General features: G+C 69.3%; 13 protein-coding genes and 2 tRNA genes. 12 read left to right on the top strand and 3 right to left on the bottom strand.

Annotated features, from left to right (window positions below; translation table 11 throughout):
* Positions 1 to 42: 42 nt before the first annotated feature.
* Positions 43 to 1,224: a PP2C family protein-serine/threonine phosphatase gene (locus tag ACIP94_RS04445; RefSeq protein WP_402419342.1), complete on the top strand. Its 1,182-nt coding sequence runs from the start codon at positions 43 to 45 to the stop codon at positions 1,222 to 1,224.
* 115 nt (positions 1,225 to 1,339) lie between these two features.
* On the opposite strand, the gene ACIP94_RS04440 is transcribed toward ACIP94_RS04445, so the two are convergent.
* Positions 1,340 to 2,506 (bottom strand): acyltransferase family protein, encoded by a 1,167-nt coding sequence (locus ACIP94_RS04440; protein WP_402419339.1) that lies wholly within the window; start codon positions 2,504 to 2,506, stop codon positions 1,340 to 1,342.
* 521 nt (positions 2,507 to 3,027) lie between these two features.
* Between ACIP94_RS04440 and ACIP94_RS04435 the strand changes: the two genes are divergently transcribed.
* A complete protein-coding gene (locus ACIP94_RS04435) occupies positions 3,028 to 3,222 on the top strand; it encodes a hypothetical protein (RefSeq protein ID WP_026178055.1) in 195 nt (64 codons plus the stop codon).
* Positions 3,223 to 3,866: 644 nt separating this feature from the next.
* Here the strand turns inward: ACIP94_RS04435 and ACIP94_RS04430 are convergent.
* A tRNA-Gly gene (locus tag ACIP94_RS04430) sits at positions 3,867 to 3,937 on the bottom strand.
* A gap of 151 nt (positions 3,938 to 4,088) precedes the next feature.
* Here ACIP94_RS04430 and ACIP94_RS04425 point away from each other — a divergent pair.
* From ACIP94_RS04425 to clpX, 5 genes are all read left to right on the top strand, one after another.
* A tRNA-Pro gene (locus ACIP94_RS04425) sits at positions 4,089 to 4,165 on the top strand.
* Between the two features lie 202 nt (positions 4,166 to 4,367).
* Positions 4,368 to 5,771 carry a trigger factor gene (gene tig / locus ACIP94_RS04420; protein ID WP_402419336.1) on the top strand — a complete coding sequence of 468 codons (1,404 nt, stop codon included), beginning with the start codon at positions 4,368 to 4,370 and terminating at the stop codon, positions 5,769 to 5,771.
* Positions 5,772 to 6,219: 448 nt separating this feature from the next.
* A complete protein-coding gene (locus ACIP94_RS04415) occupies positions 6,220 to 6,831 on the top strand; it encodes an ATP-dependent Clp protease proteolytic subunit (RefSeq protein ID WP_402420376.1) in 612 nt (203 codons plus the stop codon).
* 156 nt (positions 6,832 to 6,987) lie between these two features.
* Complete coding sequence (locus ACIP94_RS04410) at positions 6,988 to 7,668, top strand: ATP-dependent Clp protease proteolytic subunit (RefSeq protein ID WP_402419333.1); 681 nt, start codon at positions 6,988 to 6,990, stop codon at positions 7,666 to 7,668.
* A gap of 182 nt (positions 7,669 to 7,850) precedes the next feature.
* Complete coding sequence (gene clpX / locus ACIP94_RS04405) at positions 7,851 to 9,137, top strand: ATP-dependent Clp protease ATP-binding subunit ClpX (RefSeq protein ID WP_265568090.1); 1,287 nt, start codon at positions 7,851 to 7,853, stop codon at positions 9,135 to 9,137.
* Between the two features lie 308 nt (positions 9,138 to 9,445).
* Here the strand turns inward: clpX and ACIP94_RS04400 are convergent, their stop codons facing one another.
* Positions 9,446 to 10,417: a hypothetical protein gene (locus ACIP94_RS04400; RefSeq protein WP_402419330.1), complete on the bottom strand. Its 972-nt coding sequence runs from the start codon at positions 10,415 to 10,417 to the stop codon at positions 9,446 to 9,448.
* Positions 10,418 to 10,555: 138 nt separating this feature from the next.
* Between ACIP94_RS04400 and ACIP94_RS04395 the strand changes: the two genes are divergently transcribed.
* The 5 genes from ACIP94_RS04395 to ACIP94_RS04375 all read left to right on the top strand — a co-directional run bounded on the left by ACIP94_RS04395 (position 10,556) and on the right by ACIP94_RS04375 (position 17,047).
* Positions 10,556 to 13,180, top strand: coding sequence for a valine--tRNA ligase (locus tag ACIP94_RS04395; protein WP_402419327.1), 2,625 nt, complete (start codon positions 10,556 to 10,558; stop codon positions 13,178 to 13,180).
* Positions 13,181 to 13,282: 102 nt separating this feature from the next.
* Complete coding sequence (locus tag ACIP94_RS04390; protein ID WP_402419325.1) at positions 13,283 to 14,791, top strand: bifunctional folylpolyglutamate synthase/dihydrofolate synthase; 1,509 nt, start codon at positions 13,283 to 13,285, stop codon at positions 14,789 to 14,791.
* Between the two features lie 7 nt (positions 14,792 to 14,798).
* Positions 14,799 to 15,158 (top strand): DUF4233 domain-containing protein, encoded by a 360-nt coding sequence (locus tag ACIP94_RS04385; protein ID WP_402419322.1) that lies wholly within the window; start codon positions 14,799 to 14,801, stop codon positions 15,156 to 15,158.
* Between the two features lie 97 nt (positions 15,159 to 15,255).
* Positions 15,256 to 15,669: a nucleoside-diphosphate kinase gene (gene ndk / locus ACIP94_RS04380; RefSeq protein WP_402419320.1), complete on the top strand. Its 414-nt coding sequence runs from the start codon at positions 15,256 to 15,258 to the stop codon at positions 15,667 to 15,669.
* 358 nt (positions 15,670 to 16,027) lie between these two features.
* Positions 16,028 to 17,047, top strand: coding sequence for a rod shape-determining protein (locus ACIP94_RS04375; RefSeq protein ID WP_234515679.1), 1,020 nt, complete (start codon positions 16,028 to 16,030; stop codon positions 17,045 to 17,047).
* Positions 17,048 to 17,081: the final 34 nt, after the last annotated feature.

Raw genomic sequence — 17,081 nt, 5'->3', positions numbered from 1 at the left:
CCCGTGCCAAGCACCTGGTCCGATGGGTAGGGTCGCGAATCAATGGCAGCAGGACGAGAGCGGCGCGCAGAGGCCGAGACGTTCGCGGCCCGGTTGAAGAAGCAGTGGCACCGGGCCCGCACCGGCGTGCGCAGATCCGCCGTGGACTACTTCCGCGGGGACGGCTCGGACTGGGTGGCGCTGGCCGGTCTGCTGCTGACGGTTCCGCTGATCGCGGCCACCACCCTGGTCGATCCCGTGTGGTGCTCGCCGGCCGTCCTCGTCCTGCCGATCGTCGCCGGCGGCGTGCTGCTGCGTCCCTCCAGCCTGCTCGCCCTGTACGCCACGGCGGCCACCGCGCTGATCGTCGAGTCGGTCAAGCTCGGCCCGTACACGGATGGCCCGTCCCGGGTCAGCCCCGGCATCGTCCTCGTGGTCGCGGCCTGCGGGTTCTTCGGGCTGCTCATCGCGCAGTTCCGCAGCCGGGTCGGCGTGCCCTGGCGGCGCGGCGGGACCATGCTCTTCGACCTGCGCGAACGCATCCGGGTCCAGAGCAAGCTGCCGAAGCTGCCGCTGGGCTGGCACCGCGAGATGGCGCTCAGGCCCGCGGGCGGACAGTCGTTCTCGGGTGACTTCGTGGTGGCGGCGCGCACGAACGGGGGCCGCACCCTGGAGGTCGTCCTGACCGATGTCTCGGGCAAGGGCATGGACGCCGGCTCGCGCGCCCTGCTGCTGTCCGGGGCGTTCGGCGGACTGCTGGGCTCGCTCCCGCCGCACGCCTTCCTGCCCGCCGCGAACGGCTATCTCCTGCGCCAGGACTGGGACGAGGGCTTTGCGACCTCCATCCATCTGGTCCTGGACCTGGAGTCGGGCGACTACGAGCTGTACTCGGCCGGTCACCCGCCGGGCCTCCAGCTCAGCGCGGGCAGCGGCCGCTGGGAGGAGAAGGCGGCGGAGGGCCCGCTCCTCGGGGTCTACGACGGCGCCCAGTTCGACTCCGTGAAGGGCACCCTGCGCTCCGGCGATGTGCTGATGCTGTTCACGGACGGCCTGGTGGAGACGGCCGATCGCGACATCGTCGAAGGCATGGACCGCCTCACCGGAGAGGCCGACCGCTATGTGGCGGGCGGCTTCCGCGGCGCCGCCTGGCACCTGATCGAGGCGGTGGCGAAGGACGTCAACGACGACCGTGCGCTGCTGCTGATCTGCCGCGAGGGCCCGACGGCCCCGTCCACGACCCGCTGAACACCGCCACCGCCACCGCCTCCGCCTCCGCCGCCCGTGTCCCTGGCGCGGAGGCGGTCCTGCCCTCGGCGGGGCGGCGGCCCGTACGATGCCGGGCGCACGGCGGGATCCGCGCTCACGCCCTCGCCCGTTCGCGCGCCGGCGCCGCCGCATCCCTCTTGAACGCCCACTTCATCTCCGGCTCCATCGCGAACCGGAACACCCGGCGCACCGGGAACGTGCACAGCAGCGTCACCACCGCGCCCGCGAGCAGCGTCACGAACACCTCACCCAGGGGCCGGTGCAGCCATGCCGCGTCGTACCACCCCAGGTAGTCGGCGCCCTTCACGAAGAATCCGTGCAGCAGATAGCCGTAGAGCGTGCCCGCGCCCAGCGCCGTGAACCACATCTTCCGGCGCGGCACCCAGGAGAAGAAGCAGGCGGCGAGGAGCAGCGAGCAGCCCAGCAGCGCGAGCACCATCACCGGGCCGCACCACCACGGCGCGCCCAACTCCTGTGCGCTGTCGCGGTGGTAGAACCAGGCCGGGTTCATCCGCGGCACCGCCCACCACGCCACGGCGAGCGCGCCGGCGAAGACCGGCAGGGACAGGATCCGCACCGAGCGGCGCCGCACCAGCTGGAAGTGCTCCTGCTTCAGGGACAGGCCGATGACGAAGAACGGCAGGAACTGAAGCACCCGCTGGAGGTCGAGGTCGTCACCGATGTCGGGGGAGACGGACGCCAGCATGGCGACCACGATCGCCGGCGGGACCGGGTGCCGGACCAGTTTCCAGAGCGGGGTGGTCATCCGCCAGATGAAGAGCGCGGCCAGGAACCATGTCAGGTACCAGGGGTCGAGCAGGCTGATCGGCAGGCTCGGGTCCCCGCCGACGGTGCGTTTGAAGAGGACGTACGCCGTCTCGAATACGACGTAAGGCACCAGAACACCCGTCACCAGGCGCTTCAGCCGGTCGGGGCGCATGTCGAAACTGCGGGAGAAGTAGCCGGAGATGACGATGAACGCCGGCATGTGGAAGGCGTAGACGCACATGTACGCCGCCTGCAGCACGCGGCTGTCGCCCTTCAGCGGCTCCCAGGAGTGGCCCATGGCCACCAGCACGATCGCCAGGTACTTGGCGTTGTCGAAGAAGGCGTCACGCTGTTTGGCGGACGGCCCCGTGGGCTCGGCGGAGCGCGGACTCGGGACTCCGTCCGCCGGTGACCGCACCGGGGAGAGGGGCGTGCGTGCGGGTGCCGAGGATGGGCCTGTTGCTCTTGAGGAGGACGAGGCGGCGTGGAACATCTGAGGCACCCTAGCGTTGTCCATGGGCTCGCGTAAAACCCTTGACGCGTAGAGCGGTAATCCCCGGCGGGTATCCAGGATTCAGCGGGGTGGACATTACGGCGGAGTGTTCTGCCACACATCGATTTCCCCGCACTCCACGGGTGTTGTGTCCGTATTCATCCCGACTGAAGAGGGCATATCGCTCGCGGGTGACTCTGGCGGAATGTCTGAAGAGAAGGTTCGCGAGGGGATCGTGAGGGGGATGTGCGGGCGGTATTCGGATTACCTGCGAACACGATGTGTGGACATGGAAACGATCGGAGGTAATTCCTGTCGGACCTCCCCCGAATTACCGTGCGGGAACGCGAGGTTGACGATCGCCCGCCGGTGTGCTGGCGCGGCCCAAGCGGCTGAGGTGACCGACGATGCCTCACGGGCCGCATAGGGCGGGCCCGTTGGTGGCACGATGGTTCTGGCGGGGGTGCGAGGGGTTGCGCCCCCGGGCCGGGAGAGCGGACCGACCGAGGGTGTGATCAGTTGTGGCCATTTCGCTGTCAGTGGTGCTGCTGTTGGCGATCATCCTGGTGGTGTTGATCCGAGGGGGCTCGATCAAGGCCGGTCCGGCGATCGTGGCGATCCTGTTCGGCTTCTTCCTCGCCTCGACCGGTATGGCTCCGTCCATCAACCGGTTCCTGAACTCGATAGCGGAGACGATCAACTCGATCAGCTTCTGACCGGACACGGTGGGCGCGGTCCCGCCGCACACGCTCCGCGCCGTCCACCGCGCGGAGCCGATCGCAGCCGCCCCCAGCCGGTCGGCCCCGGCCCGGACCCGCCCTGTTCCGTCCTGTGGCGCCTTCATGGGACGTCCGGGGCGACGCGTGGCACCGATGATCCGCGGCATGGGCCGTCGCGTCCGGTGCGCCCGGCCCCGGCGTCGGCGTACCTCGTCCTCTTCGTGCCGATCGGGACGATGCCGGCGGCCTTCGGGACCTTTCAGGTGGGCCTCGACTCTGCCTGCTGGGCGAGGTCGGCGCGCTCACCGTCGCCTCCTGTGCGGAGGCCGGCCGGGTGAAGCCCGGGATGCGGTGCACCCGCACCTTCCGGCCGGACGACGGCCCGCTCCACCGGCCCGGCGGTGCATTCACTGTGAACGGGTCCTGATCACCGTGAACCGGTCCTGACGCGCCACGGCCGAGCGAGAGTGTCTGATCGGCCGGTCTGTGTCGGCCGGACAGTGAGCGCGGTCGTCGAGCAGGCCCGCAAACAGGATCGGGACCCGAACAAGCACGCGACGGGCGCGGGAGGGTGAAAATCGGAAACGCATCAGGGCCAGGCGCAGAGGATCAACCCTCTGACCTGGCCCTGAGCCGTACAGAGCGGGCGACGGGAATCGAACCCGCGTAGCTAGTTTGGAAGACTAGGGCTCTACCATTGAGCTACGCCCGCAACGGATGCGCCGCAGGTCGGTGACCGCGGCACAGGACGCATCGTAGCGGGTCGTCCGCCCCGTAGGCCAACGCGTTGGTCCGTGCCCCCGCCCGTCGGCAAAGCGGCCGACGCGAGCTGTTCGGGCATGTAGCCTACGTGTCGCACCAGACGGGGTGTGGCGCAGCTTGGTAGCGCGTCCGCTTTGGGAGCGGAAGGCCGTGGGTTCAAATCCCGCCACCCCGACCAACCGGCAGGCGGCCTCCGGCGCCGTACCGCATGATCGCCTTTTGGGGCGCCCCGTGGCTGCGGTTACTATGCAAGCTGCGCGCCCGTGTGTCTGCACTGCCACGTCTCTCAGGCAGGGGCCCGCGAATCCGCCGTAAGCGCGCCCGTCAGGGCGGAGCAGCTCGGCAGAACCCCAAGAAGTCAGCCACAAGGAGACCGAACCGTGAAGAGCGCCGTGGAGACCCTGAACCCGACCCGGGTTCGGCTCACTGTTGAGGTGCCCTTCGAGGAGCTCAAGGACAGCCTCGACGCGGCGTACAAGAAGATCAACCAGCAGGTCACGGTGAAGGGCTTCCGCAAGGGCAAGATCCCGGCCCGCGTCATCGACCAGCGGTTCGGCCGCGGTGCGGTCCTGGAGGAGGCCGTCAACGACGCGCTCCCCAAGTTCTACACCGAGGCGGTCAACGAGGCCGAGCTGAACCCGCTCGGCCAGCCCGAGGTCGACATCAAGGAGCTGAAGGACAACGAGCTGCTGTCCTTCACCGCCGAGGTGGACGTCCGCCCGACGATCGAGGTCCCGGACTACTCCGGCATCGAGGTCGAGGTCGACGCGATCGAGGTGACCGACGAGGACGTCGAGAAGTCCGTCGAGCAGCTGCGGGAGCGCTTCGCGTCGACCACCCCGGTCGAGCGCGCCGCCGAGGACGGCGACGTCGTCACCATCGACCTGGAGGCCAAGGTCGACGGCGAGGTCCTCGAGGACGGCGTCGCCAGCGACGTCTCCTACACCATCGGCTCCGGTGAGCTGCTGGACGGCATCGACGACGCCGTGAAGGGCCTGTCGGCCGGCGAGGAGGGCACCTTCACCTCCGAGCTGAAGGGCGGCTCGGCGGCCGGCAAGGAGGCCGAGGTGACGGTCAAGGTCACCCAGGTCGCCTCCCGGGAACTGCCGGAGCTGGACGACGAGTTCGCGCAGCTCGCGTCCGAGTTCGACACGCTGGAGGAGCTGAAGGCGGACAGCCGCAAGCGCCTCGCGAACATGAAGCAGTACGACCAGGCCACCCAGGCCCAGGAGCGTGTCCTTGACAAGCTGCTGGAGCTGGTCGAGGTCCCGATCCCCGAGAAGCTCCTCGAGGACGAGATCAACACCCGCAAGCACAACCTCGAGCACCACCAGCTCGCCCAGATGGGTCTGACCCTCGAGCGCTACCTGGAGATCCAGGGCAAGACGGCCGAGGAGTTCGAGACCGAGACGCGCGAGGCCGCGATCAAGGGCATCAAGACGCAGTTCGTGCTCGACGAGCTGGTCAACAAGGAGAAGCTGAACGTCAACCAGGAGGAGCTGACCGAGCACCTCATGCGGCGTGCGGCCTCCTCCGGCATGGCCCCCGACCAGTTCGCCCAGGCGGTCGTCGAGGGCGGCCAGGTTCCGATGCTGGTCGGCGAGGTCGCCCGCGGCAAGGCCCTGGCGGTCGTCGTCGAGGCCGCCACGGTGAAGGACACCAACGGCGAGGTCGTCGACCTGGACGACGAGGACGAGAACGAGGCGGAGGGCTCCACGGAGGCCGCTGAGGCCACGGAGGCCACCGAGGCCGCCGAGTCCGCCGAGGAGAAGCCGGAGGCGTAACCCTCCGGGACCACCGGCCCCACCCTCCGGGACCACCGGCCACCGACGGGCCCCGGGACGCACCACGCGTCCCGGGGCCCGTCGTCATGAGCCGCCGCACGGGGGACCGCGCCCCGGGGCCGCCGGCACCGCGCGGCCGTCGGTCACGGCGGATCGGAGGCGGCCCGCGCCCGTCGGGGCTACCGTGATCTCACAAGGGCCCGGGGCGCGGTTGCCGACGGCCCCCGGCCCCGGTCACCGCACAGCCAACCTCCATGCGCTGACAGCGAACACCCGCAGAAGCGGGATGGCACCCGACTGCCTGCGCGTTAGGGTCCATGAATACGAGGGCAGGGGAGTCCCCGAAGCCGCCCCGCAGGGGCGCCGCGCGGGGTCCCACGCCCCAGCAGAACACGTGAGACGGCCCCGCGCCGTCGTAAGACGAGCAGGTGGATACGTGACGAATCTGATGCCCTCCGCCGCCGGCGAGCCTTCCATCGGTGGCGGCCTCGGTGACCAGGTCTACAGCCGGCTGCTCAACGAGCGGATCATCTTCCTCGGCCAGCCGGTCGACGACGACATCGCCAACCGGATCACGGCGCAGCTGCTGCTCCTCGCCGCCGATCCGGACAAGGACATTTACCTGTACATCAACAGCCCTGGTGGTTCCATCACGGCGGGCATGGCGATCTACGACACCATGCAGTACATCAAGAACGACGTGGTGACGATCGCCATGGGCATGGCGGCCTCCATGGGTCAGTTCCTGCTCAGCGCGGGCACCCCGGGCAAGCGCTTCGCCCTGCCCAACGCCGAGATCCTGATCCACCAGCCCTCGGCCGGCCTCGCCGGTTCCGCGTCGGACATCAAGATCCACGCCGAGCGGCTGCTGCACACCAAGAAGCGCATGGCCGAGCTCACCTCCTTCCACACCGGCCAGTCGGTCGAGCAGATCACCCGCGACTCGGACCGCGACCGCTGGTTCGACGCCGAGGAGGCCAAGGAGTACGGCCTGATCGACGAGGTCATCACCACCGCTGTCGGCATGCCGGGCGGCGGAGGCACCGGGGCGGGCTCGTAAAGGGCTCACCGGGCCTCATACGGCCGGTGGAGACCCCCGGGCCGCCCGGGGTCCCCAGGCGGCCCGGTAGGCCCGTGACGGCCCCACCGGGCCCCGCAACGGCCCCCAGCGCCCCTTAGCCCCCAGCCACCGCCTCAGCCCTTCTCAGGAGACATCGTGAACGACTTCCCCGGCAGCGGCCTCTACGACCGCACGCGCGCCGAGTACACCGGCCCCTCGGCCGAGTCCCGTTACGTCATCCCGCGCTTCGTGGAGCGCACCTCGCAGGGCATCCGCGAGTACGACCCGTACGCGAAGCTCTTCGAGGAGCGCGTGATCTTCCTGGGCGTCCAGATCGACGACGCCTCGGCCAACGACGTCATGGCGCAGCTGCTGTGCCTGGAGTCGATGGACCCCGACCGGGACATCTCGGTCTACATCAACAGCCCCGGCGGTTCCTTCACCGCGCTCACGGCCATCTACGACACGATGCAGTTCGTGAAGCCGGACATCCAGACGGTCTGCATGGGCCAGGCGGCCTCCGCCGCGGCGGTGCTGCTGGCCGCGGGCACCCCCGGCAAGCGCATGGCGCTCCCGAACGCCCGTGTGCTGATCCACCAGCCCTACAGCGAGACGGGCCGCGGCCAGGTCTCCGACCTGGAGATCGCCGCCAACGAGATCCTCCGGATGCGCTCGCAGCTGGAGGAGATGCTGGCGAAGCACTCGAACACGCCGATCGAGAAGATCCGCGAGGACATCGAGCGCGACAAGATCCTCACGGCCGAGGACGCCCTGTCGTACGGCCTGATCGACCAGATCATCTCCACCCGGAAGATGAACAACACCGCGGTCCGCTGAGGCGCATCGCCGCCGGACCCGTATCGTCTGCCGCCCCTTGGCACGGATTGAAACGGTGCACGTCAAAGTGAACCGTGCCAAGGGGGGCCCGAACGGGGGGCCCGGCAAGGTACCGTCGGACATAAGGCAGCACCAGGAGTCGCTGGACCCAAGGCGTCTCCCAGGCGAAGGGGAAGCACACCGTGGCACGCATCGGTGACGGCGGCGATCTGCTCAAGTGCTCGTTCTGCGGCAAGAGCCAGAAGCAGGTCAAGAAGCTCATCGCAGGCCCCGGTGTGTACATCTGCGACGAGTGCATCGATCTCTGTAACGAGATCATCGAGGAAGAGCTCGCCGAGACGAGCGAGGTGCGCTGGGAGGAACTCCCCAAGCCCCGCGAGATCTATGAGTTCCTCGAGGGGTACGTGGTCGGGCAGGAGGCGGCCAAGAAGGCCCTGTCCGTCGCGGTGTACAACCACTACAAGCGGGTCCAGGCCGGTGAGAACGGCGGTGCCCAAGGCCGCGACGACGCCATCGAGTTGGCCAAGTCGAACATCCTGCTGCTCGGCCCCACGGGCTCCGGAAAGACGCTGCTCGCCCAGACCCTGGCCCGCATGCTGAACGTGCCCTTCGCCATCGCCGACGCGACGGCGCTGACGGAGGCCGGCTATGTGGGCGAGGACGTCGAGAACATCCTCCTGAAGCTGATCCAGGCCGCCGACTACGACGTCAAGAAGGCCGAGACGGGCATCATCTACATCGATGAGATCGACAAGGTGGCCCGCAAGAGCGAGAACCCCTCGATCACGCGTGACGTCTCCGGCGAGGGCGTCCAGCAGGCCCTGTTGAAGATCCTGGAGGGCACGACGGCCTCGGTGCCCCCGCAGGGCGGCCGCAAGCACCCGCACCAGGAGTTCATCCAGATCGACACGACGAACGTGCTGTTCATCGTGGGCGGCGCGTTCGCGGGTCTGGAGAAGATCATCGAGGCCCGGGCGGGCGCGAAGGGCATCGGCTTCGGCGCGACGATCCGCTCCAAGCGCGAGCTGGAGTCCAAGGACCAGTTCGAGGACGTCATGCCCGAGGACCTGGTGAAGTTCGGGATGATCCCGGAGTTCATCGGCCGTCTTCCCGTCATCACCTCGGTCCACAACCTCGACCGCAAGGCGCTTCTGCAGATCCTCGTCGAGCCGCGCAACGCCCTGGTGAAGCAGTACCAGAGGCTGTTCGAACTCGACGGTGTGGAACTGGACTTCGAGCGCGAGGCCCTGGAGGCCATCGCGGACCAGGCCATCCTGCGCCAGACGGGCGCCCGCGGCCTGCGCGCCATCATGGAGGAGGTCCTCCAGGCGGTGATGTACGAGGTGCCGTCCCGCAAGGACGTGGCCCGCGTGGTCATCACCGCGGACGTGGTCCTGTCGAACGTGAACCCGACCCTGATCCCGAGGGACGCCCGCGGCCGGGGGCCGGGGGAGCAGAAGACGGCGTAGGCGGTACTGATGCAGGTGAGGTGCCCGGCGATATCGCCGGGCACCTTTTCCTTTCGGGGCCTGCCCTGCGGTGGCCGACGGCGGGAGCGGTGATTGCCGTGGCGGGAGTTGTGCCGTCGGTGAGGCTGCCCCGGCGAGTGCCGGCCGGAGCGACTGCATCACCTTTTGGCGCACCGGGGCTGCGAAGAGCCGGCTGGACCATGCGCTTGCCGCCTGGGATGGCCTGAAGCCGAGCTGCCGACGCAATGACGGGGCGCCCCGCCACACAGGCGGCGGGGCGCCCCGTCGGTGAGACTGGTTCCTTCGCGTCAGGCCTTGACTCGCACGTCGTCGCGGAGCTTCGCGGCGAGGCCCGCCGTCTCGTCGACGGTGCCTCCGTGCCCTGCGGCCAGGGAGGCGAAGCTGAACGCCGTGACGTCGGCCACGGTGCTGTGGTCGCCCCAGATGCAGATGGGCATGGTGAAGCTCTTCGCGGTACCGGTGCCCGACGCCTCGTCATTCTGGAACTGGGCCACCTGGCACTTCATGATGGCGCCGGCGAAGCCGGACGGGTGCACCGTCTCCGGGCTGCCGAGCAGCTTGCCCTTGCTCGTCTTGTCCTTCTGGGACTCCGCCTTGATCTTGGTGAACATGGCGTCCACGACGGCCTCGGGGTCGTCGATGGTGCCGTAGACGCCACCGAAGGTGAGGTTCCTGACCGAGAGGCCCGTGCCCTTCTGGTATCCGGCGCTGACGTCCTTGGGGTTCTTCACCCCCCACTTCTCGAACTCCGCGAGGTCCTTGTCGCTCATGGTGTCCGGGGCATCGCTGCTGCCCACCTTCTTGTACGTGCCGTCGACGACCGCCGCCGGCGCCGTCAGCTTGTGCGGGCCGTCGTCGGCCACCGCACCGCCACCGCTGCCGCCGAGCACCAGGTAAGCGCCCACGCCGATCGCCGCCACGACCGCCACCGCGCCGATGATCAGCACCGTCTTCTTCGTGCCGCCGCCCGGCGCCGGCGGCTGCGGCGCCCCGTAGGGCTGCTGGCCGTACGGGGGCTGGCCGTACGGGGGCTGGCCGTAGGGCTGCGGCGCCGGCGGCTGCTGGCCGGCGTACGGCTGGGCGGCCGGCTGCTGCTGGGCGTAGGGGTTCTGCTGGGGCGGGACACCCGCCGGGGCCTGCTGGGGATAGCCGTAGCCGGGCTGGGGTGCCTGCGGTGGCTGGCCGTAGGGGCCCGCCTGACCGTACGGTCCGGGCTGCTGGGGCCGGTCACCGTACGGGCCCGGCTGGTTGCTGCTCATCGTCTGGGTTCCCCTCCAGATGCTTGTGCGTACCCGACATCCTGGCGTAAGCGGAGGGGCCCGGGGGTGTCCGGGGGGTTCACCGTTACCGAAGAATCGCGTTTCGGGACGAGGCCGTGACACCCCTAAACTGACTCCGTGACCGAGAACGCTCAGCAGCAGCCATCAGCGCCCGCCACCGAACTGCCGACCCAGTACGCGCCGGCCGACGTAGAGGGGCCGCTGTACGAACGCTGGGTGGAGCGGGGTTACTTCGAGGCGGACGAGAAGAGCGACAAGCCGCCGTACACCATCGTCATCCCCCCGCCGAACGTCACCGGCAGCCTGCACCTCGGGCACGCGTTCGAACACACGCTCATCGACGCCCTGACCCGCCGCAAGCGCATGCAGGGCTACGAGACGCTGTGGCAGCCCGGCATGGACCACGCCGGCATCGCCACACAGAACGTCGTGGAGCGGGAGCTCGGCAAGGAGGGCAAGTCCCGCCACGACCTCGGCCGCGAGGCCTTCGTCGAGCGCGTCTGGCAGTGGAAGGCCGAGTCAGGCGGACAGATCTCCGGGCAGATGCGGCGCCTCGGCGACGGTGTCGCCTGGTCCCGCGAGCGCTTCACCATGGACGAGGGGCTCTCCCAGGCCGTCCAGACCATCTTCAAGCGGCTCTACGACGACGAGCTGATCTACCGCGCCGAGCGCATCATCAACTGGTGCCCGCGCTGTCTGACCGCCATCTCGGACATCGAGGTCGAGTACCAGGACGACGACGGCGAGCTGGTCTCCATGAAGTACGGCGAGGGGGACGACACCATCGTCGTCGCCACGACCCGTGCCGAGACCATGCTCGGCGACACCGCGGTCGCCGTCCACCCGGAGGACGAGCGGTACAAGCACCTGGTCGGCAAGCTCATCAAGCTGCCGCTGACCGACCGCTCCATCCCCGTCGTCGCGGACGAGCACGTCGACCCCGAGTTCGGCACCGGTGCCGTCAAGGTCACCCCGGCCCACGACCCGAACGACTTCGAGATCGGCCAGCGCCACAATCTGCCCGCCATCACCGTGATGGACGAGCACGCGGTCATCACGGTCCACGGCCCCTTCCAGGGCCTGGACCGCTTCGAGGCCCGCTCCGCCATCGTCGCCGCCCTGCGCGCCGAGGGCCGGATCGTCGCCGAGAAGCGGCCCTACATCCACTCGGTCGGCCACTGCTCGCGCTGCAAGACCACGATCGAGCCGCGCCTGTCCATGCAGTGGTGGGTCAAGGTCGGCCCCCTCGCCAAGGCCGCCGGTGACGCCGTCCGCGAGGGCAAGGTCAAGATCCACCCGCAGGAGATGGAGAAGCGGTACTTCGACTGGGTCGACAACCTCCACGACTGGTGCATCTCGCGTCAGTTGTGGTGGGGCCACCGCATCCCGGTCTGGTACGGGCCCAGCGGCGAGGTCGTCTGTGTCGGCCCGGACGAGGAGCCTCCGAGCGGCGAGGGCTGGCACCAGGACACCGACGTCCTCGACACCTGGTTCTCCTCCGGCCTGTGGCCGTTCTCCACGCTGGGCTGGCCCGAGCAGACCCAGAGCCTCGCGAAGTTCTACCCGAACTCCGTCCTGGTCACCGGCTACGACATCCTCTTCTTCTGGGTCGCCCGGATGATGATGTTCGGCCTCTACGCGATGGACGGCACCCCGCCCTTCCACACCATCGCCCTGCACGGCATGGTCCGCGACCAGTTCGGCAAGAAGATGTCGAAGTCCTTCGGCAACGCGGTCAACCCGCTGGACTGGATGGACAAGTACGGCTCCGACGCGCTGCGCTTCACCCTGGCCCGCGGCGCCAACCCCGGTGTCGACGTCCCGATCGGCGAGGACTGGGTCCAGGGCTCCCGCAACTTCGCCAACAAGATCTGGAACGCGACGCGGTTCGCGCTGATGAACGGCGCGACGGTCCAGGGCCCGCTGCCCGAGGCCGCGCGCATGTCGGCCACCGACCGCTGGATTCTGTCCCGGCTGAACTCCGTGGTCGCCGAGGTCGACGCGCTCTACGACGACTTCCAGTTCGCCAAGCTGTCCGACACCCTCTTCCACTTCGCGTGGGACGAGGTCTTCGACTGGTACGTCGAGCTGTCCAAGACGACGTTCCAGGCGGGCGGCGAGCCGGCCGAGGTCAGCAAGCGCGTCCTCGGTGAGGTCCTCGACGTCACGCTGAAGCTGCTGCACCCGATCGTGCCGTTCGTCACGGAGACGCTGTGGACCACCCTCACCGGTGGCGAGTCCGTCGTCATCGCCGAGTGGCCCGCCGACAGCGGCTTCCGTGACACGGCCGCCGAGCGGGAGATCGCCACCCTCCAGTCCGTCATCACCGAGGTCCGCCGCTTCCGCGCCGACCAGGGCCTCCAGCCCGGCCAGCGCGTCCCGGCCCGGCTGACCCTCGACGGCACGGCGCTCGCCCCGCACGAGGCCGCCATCCGCCAGCTCCTGCGCCTCCAGCCGGAGGGCGAGAGCTTCACGGCCACGGCGACCCTGCCGGTCGCCGGCGCCACGGTCGCGCTGGATCTGTCCGGCACGATCGACGTGGCGGCGGAGCGCAAGCGGCTCGCGAAGGACCTGGCCGCCGCGGAGAAGGAGCAGCAGCAGGCCGAGGCCAAGCTCGGCAACGAGGCCTTCCTCGCCAAGGCGCCGGACCACGTCGTCGACAAGATCCGCACCCGGCTCGCCAAGGCGCAGGAGGACATCGCGCGGATCCAGGCCCAGCTGGACCGGCTTCCCTCCGCCTGAGCAGGCCCCGGCCGCCGCCCGACGGCGCCCCCACGGCCCCCGGCACCCAGCGGTCCGGGGGCCTTCGCCGCGTTCGTCACCGGCGCTCCGTAGACTGGCCCCGTGAGTGACCTGCCGCCGCGCGACCCCAACGAGAGCGATCCCTTCGAGGAGATCGTCGAGGCCGAGACCACCAGTGACCCCGACCTCGCGGTGATCGAGGCCGGCAGCCGCACCCTGCGCACCCAGGGCGGCCCGCCGCAGGCCGACGTACCCGCGCGCCCGGCCGACCCCCAGGTCGACCAGGCGCTGCGCGAGGTCGAGGCCGAGCTGGCCACCCGCTGGGGCGAGACCAAGCTGGAGCCGTCCGTCAGCCGTATCGCGGCACTGATGGACGTGCTGGGCGAGCCGCAGCGGTCGTACCCGTCCATCCACATCACGGGCACCAACGGCAAGACCTCCACCGCCCGCATGGTCGAGGCCCTCCTCGGCGCCTTCGAACTGCGCACCGGCCGGTACACGAGCCCGCACGTCCAGTCGATCACCGAGCGGGTCAGCCTCGACGGCGCCCCCGTCTCCGCCGAGCGGTTCATCGAGACGTACCAGGACATCAAGCCGTACCTGGAGATGGTCGACGCCTCGCAGGAGTACCGGCTCTCCTTCTTCGAGGTCCTCACGGGCATGGCGTACGCGGCGTTCGCGGACGCACCCGTCGATGTCGCGGTCGTCGAGGTCGGCATGGGCGGCAGCTGGGACGCCACCAACGTCATCGACGGCGACGTCGCCGTCGTCACCCCCATCGACCTCGACCACACCGACCGGCTCGGCGGTACGCCCGGCGAGATCGCCGAGGAGAAGGCCGGCATCATCAAGCAGGACGCCACCGTCATCCTGGCCCAGCAGCCGGTCGACGCGGCCCAGGTGCTGCTGAAGAAGGCCGTGGAGGTCGACGCGACCGTGGCCCGCGAGGGCCTGGAGTTCGGGGTCGTCTCCCGGCAGATCGCGGTCGGCGGCCAGCTGCTCACCCTGCGCGGCCTCGGCGGCGAGTACGACAACGTGTATCTGCCGCTGCACGGCCCCTACCAGGCCCACAACGCCGCGGTGGCGCTCGCCGCCGTCGAGGCGTTCTTCGGCGTGGGCTCCCAGCGCCCCGAGCCGCTGGACGCCGAGACCGTCCGCAAGGCGTTCGCGTCGGTGTCCTCCCCGGGCCGTCTGGAGGTCGTGCGCCGCTCCCCGACCGTCGTCCTGGACGCCGCGCACAACCCGGCGGGGGCCCGCGCCACCGCCGAGGCGGTCAGCGAGGCGTTCGACTTCAGCCGGCTGATCGGTGTCGTCGGCGCGAGCGCCGACAAGAACGTCCGGGGCCTGCTGGAGGCGTTCGAGCCGGTCTTCGCCGAGGTCGTGGTCACCCAGAACTCCAGCCACCGGGCGATGGACGCCGACGAGCTGGCCGCGATCGCCGTCGAGGTCTTCGGCGAGGAGCGCGTCCAGGTGGAGCCGCGGCTGCCCGACGCGCTGGAGGCCGCGATCACGCTCGCCGAGGAGGAGGGGGAGTACGCGGGCGCCGGCGTGCTCGTCACCGGCTCCGTCATCACGGTCGGCGAGGCCCGACTGCTCCTGGGGAAGGGCTGACTCTGTCGTGCGTACGCTCTGTGCTTCGACCCTGATCGGCGAGTTCTTCGTCATCGGCTTCGCGGGTCTGGTCGCCATGAAGGACCCGAACCTGTCCACGACCACGGTCTGGACCGTCAGCGGCATCGCGATGGCGCTGAGCATCCTGCTGTGCGGTCTGATCACCCGCCCGGGCGGGGTCCAGCTCGGCTGGGCCCTCCAGATCGCGCTGATCGCCTCCGGGTTCTTCGTGCCGACGATGTTCTTCATGGGCGCGGTCTTCGCGGCGCTGTGGTGGGCGTCGGTGCACTACGGAAGGAAGATCGACGAGGCCAAGGCCCGCTTCGCGGCGCTCCAGGACAACGAGAGCAGCCCCGCGGCCCCGTAGCGTTCAGGGCGGGGGCCGACCTGACGCTGTGTGACGGTCACCCGGACCCGCCCTGTACCCTCTACGCACCGCACCACCTTGATGAAGGAGCCCTCTCGTGACCTCGCGCACCCTCGTCCTCCTCAAGCCCGACGCCGTCCGTCGCGGGCTGATCGGCGAGATCATCAGCCGCATAGAGCGCAAGGCCGGCTGGACCATCAGCGCGCTGGAGATGCGCACCCTGGAGCAGGACACGCTGGAGCAGCACTACGGCGAGCACAAGGGCAAGCCCTTCTACGAGCCGCTGGTGGAGTTCATGGCCTCCGGTCCGGTCGTCGCGCTCGTCGTGGAGGGTGAGCGGGTCATCGAGGGCCTGCGCGCGCTCGCCGGACCGACCGACCCGATCGCCGCCGCGCCCGGCTCCATCCGCGGCGACTACGGTGTGATCGTCCGGGAGAACCTGGTGCACGCCTCCGACTCGGAGGAGTCCGCCGAGCGGGAACTCAAGATCTTTTTCCCGGGCCGGTTCTGAGCGCCGGGACGCTTTCCGGCGTCCGGATGATGAACTTTCGATCTCGCCATGTGAACAAATCCTGAGGGTTTTTCACGTCACTCGGACGCATGACCAAGGGCGGCCGCGGAAACCTTCGAACAAACCCGGTCGCTCCCTGGCATATGCGTGCCGTTCGGGGGAACGGCTACCCCCGAACGCCCGTCTCCAGAAGCGAGGCGACGCGTCATCTGCTGACAATGGCGAAGACCCTCGCGCAGTGTTTCGTGCGGGCGAGACTACGATGTAAGCCTTCACGTCACAGCACCCACTTCGCCGCCCCAACTAAAGCTGTCACGCTCAACTTGGGAAGGCCAGACGAATCCTGATGGGGAACTCAATGTCGTTCATCGGCCGTGACATGGCTGTCGACCTCGGGACCGCCAACACGCTGGTGTACGTCAGGGGTCGTGGGATCGTGCTCAACGAGCCGTCGGTCGTCGCGATCAACACCAACACCGGAGGCATCCTCGCGGTCGGTGCGGAAGCCAAGAAGATGATCGGCCGGACCCCGGGCAACATCGTCGCCGTGCGCCCGCTCAAGGACGGCGTCATCGCCGACTTCGAGATCACCGAGCGGATGCTCCGCTACTTCATCCTGAAGATCCACAAGCGGCGGTATCTGGCGCGCCCGCGAGTCGTGGTCTGTGTGCCGTCGGGCATCACGGGCGTCGAGCGCCGCGCGGTCATCGAGGCGTCCTCCCAGGCCGGCGCCCGCCAGGTGCACATCATCGAGGAGCCCATGGCGGCCGCCATCGGCTCGGGCCTGCCGGTCCACGAGGCCACGGGCAACATGGTGGTCGACATCGGCGGCGGCACCACGGAGGTCGCGGTCATCTCACTCGGCGGCATCGTCACCGCCCAGTCCATCCGCGTCGCGGGCGACGAACTGGACAACGCGATCATCCAGTACGTCAAGAAGGAGTACTCCCTCCTCCTCGGTGAGCGGACGGCCGAGCAGATCAAGATCACGATCGGTTCCGCGTACGACCTCGACGCCGACGAGCACACCGAGATCCGCGGCCGGGACCTGGTCTCCGGGCTGCCCAAGACCGTGGTCATCTCCGCGGCCGAGGTCCGCAAGGCCATCGAGGAACCGGTCAACGCCATCGTGGACGCGGTCAAGACGACCCTCGACAAGTGCCCGCCGGAGCTGTCCGGTGACGTCATGGACCGCGGCATCGTCCTCACCGGCGGCGGCGCCCTGCTGCGCGGCCTCGACGAGCGGCTGCGCCGGGAGACCGGCATGCCCATCCACATCGCCGAGGACCCGCTGGACAGCGTGGCGCTCGGCTCGGGCAAGTGCGTCGAGGAGTTCGAGGCGCTCCAGCAGGTGCTGGACGCCCAACCCCGCAGATGAGGCGACGCGCCGATTCCGCCGTACGAGACGATCG

The sequence above is a fragment of the Streptomyces sp. NPDC093261 genome, assembly GCF_044753645.1.
Taxonomy (GTDB): domain Bacteria; phylum Actinomycetota; class Actinomycetes; order Streptomycetales; family Streptomycetaceae; genus Streptomyces.
This window is presented reverse-complemented; position numbering and strand designations above follow the sequence as displayed.